This window comes from Synechococcus sp. R5-12 (genome assembly GCF_047502655.1).
GTDB lineage: Bacteria > Cyanobacteriota > Cyanobacteriia > Thermostichales > Thermostichaceae > Thermostichus.
This window is the reverse complement of the sequence record NZ_JANSIM010000207.1, coordinates 1-2,201: the sequence shown is the minus strand read 5'-3', so window position 1 is coordinate 2,201 and position 2,201 is coordinate 1. Positions and strand designations below refer to the sequence as shown.

The following is a 2,201-nucleotide window of genomic DNA, read 5'->3' as shown; positions in this document are numbered from 1 at the left end:
TAACTCCCCTCTCCCTCTGGGAGAGGGGCTGGGGGTGAGGGCAGCAACGCCGAAGACTTGGGGAGTACCTTAACCATTGCCACATGGCTTCTGAGCTGCTGACCAGTCCGAAAAACCCCTGGATCCGCAAGTTGCGGCAGTTGCACCGCAGCAAAGGCCGGCGGGAACAGGGCGCCTTTTTGGTAGAGGGATCCCACCTCATCGAAGAAGCCCTGCGAGTTGGCTGGCCCCTGCAGGCTCTCTGCTACACGCTTGAGTGGGCTGAGCGTTACCCACAATTGCTGGCCAATCTGCCCAAGAGTCTACGGCGGCAGGCCGTCAGCTCAGAAGTCATGGCAGCGCTCTGTACCACCGAGTCTCCCGAAGGAGCTGTGGCCGTGGCCGTCAGTTGGCAGATTTCCTCTCCCCCCCTGTCCAAGTTACGTTTGGGCCTTGTGGTGGAAACGCTGCAAGATCCAGGCAATTTGGGATCCCTAATCCGAGTCGTGGCCGCCGCAGGAGCCGACGGCCTTTGGCTAAGCGCAGACAGCGTCGATCCCGAAAACCCCAAAGTCTTGCGGGCCTCTGCCGGCCAGTGGTTTCGCCGTCCGCCCCAAGTCGTGCCCGACCTAGCCGCCTGGATCCAGAGCTGCCGTTGCCACGGGATCCAAGTCTTGGCTGCTACCCTCTCCCCCACAGCAAACTGCTACTGGGATCAAGATCTCACCCGCCCTACCCTTTTTCTCCTGGGCAACGAAGGGGCTGGCCTGAGGGAAGCGACTATCCAACAGGCCAATGCCCAGGTGCGGATCCCGATGGCCGAGGGTGTCGAATCTCTGAACGTCGCTATGACGGGGGGGTTGTTGCTCTACGAGGCCCTGCGCCAGCGGCGATCTCGCTCAGGAAGCGCTCCCTGAACAGCTAGCTGCTCCCTCAGAACTCTTCCTCTACAAAGACCGCATCCTCATTCTCTTCCTGCTCTCCCTCTTCCATCGCTGCCGGCCGGCTGGCGGAAACCGTCACCCCCGCAGAAAGTTTCTCCCGCACAGCCGCTTCCACCTCCGCTAGGAGCTCTGGGTTTTCCTTCAAGTAGACAACCAGATTGTCCCTTCCTTGGGCAACATTTTCCTCCTTGTAGCTGTACCAAGAGCCGCGGCGCTTGAGAATGCCCATCTCCTCGGCCAGATCGATAATGCAGCCGATGTTGGAGATCCCTTGGCCGAAAATGATGTCAAATTCTGCCCGCCGGAAAGGGGGGGCAACTTTGTTTTTCACCACCTTGACCCGCGCTCGGATCCCGTATTCTTCCGCACCTTTTTTCAGGGTTTGAACGCGGCGAATATCTAGCCGCACCGACGCATAAAACTTAAGGGCATTGCCGCCGGTGGTGGTCTCCTGGGGGCCATAGCCTATGCCGCCAATTTTGGAGCGCAATTGGTTTAAGAAAAGAACGATGGATCCGGTTTTGCTGACATTTCCGGCAATCTTGCGCAGCGCTTGGCTCATCAGGCGCGCCTGCAATCCCACATGGGCATCTCCCATATCCCCTTCGATCTCAGCCCGGGGCACCAACGCTGCTACCGAGTCCACCACCACGATATCCACAGCTGCCGAGCGCACCAACTGATCGACAATCTCCAGGGCGGCCTCCCCCGTGTCCGGCTGGGAGATCAACAGGTTTTGAATATCAACCCCCAAAGCTGCTGCGTAAGTGGGATCCAGCGCATGTTCCGCATCCACAAAAGCTGCCGTTCCCCCTTGTTTTTGCACTTCGGCGATGGCATGTAGGGCAATTGAAGTTTTCCCAGAAGATTCCGGCCCAAAGACTTCGATAATCCGCCCTTTTGGGTAACCTCCGCCCAAGGCCAAGTCGAGGGTGATGGCCCCACTGGGTATGGTCTCCACCCGCATCTGGGTGGCATCTCCCAGGCGCATGATTGCCCCTTTGCCGAAATTCCGCTCGATCTGGCTTAACACCTGCTCCAGGGCTTTGCGTTTTTCTGACTTCAATTTGTCCGAGTCATCAGCAGTGTTCACAGCAACGGCTTTCCGGGCCATAACCCGCATCCCCCCCAGGAGTCGTGGTGGAAAATCGAGCCTGCATTCTAACATTGTCGCCTTGCTCTGAGCGGATCCCTCTCCCTCCAACTGCAGTCAGCTCGTACCTTGCCTCGGTTCCTAACTCCCCTCTCCCTCTGGGAGAGGGGCTGGGGGTGAGGGCA

General features: G+C 58.8%; 2 protein-coding genes. One reads left to right on the top strand and one right to left on the bottom strand.

Going from position 1 to position 2,201, the window contains the following annotated elements; translation table 11 throughout:
* The first annotated feature begins 83 nt into the window (after positions 1–83).
* Positions 84–896: a TrmH family RNA methyltransferase gene (locus NW843_RS10880; RefSeq protein ID WP_414522947.1), complete on the top strand. Its 813-nt coding sequence runs from the start codon at positions 84–86 to the stop codon at positions 894–896.
* A gap of 16 nt (positions 897–912) precedes the next feature.
* Here NW843_RS10880 and recA read toward each other — a convergent pair whose 3' ends face one another.
* Entirely contained in the window at positions 913–2,037 is a 1,125-nt protein-coding gene (gene recA, locus NW843_RS10875) for a recombinase RecA (protein ID WP_414522946.1), read from the bottom strand.
* Positions 2,038–2,201: the final 164 nt, after the last annotated feature.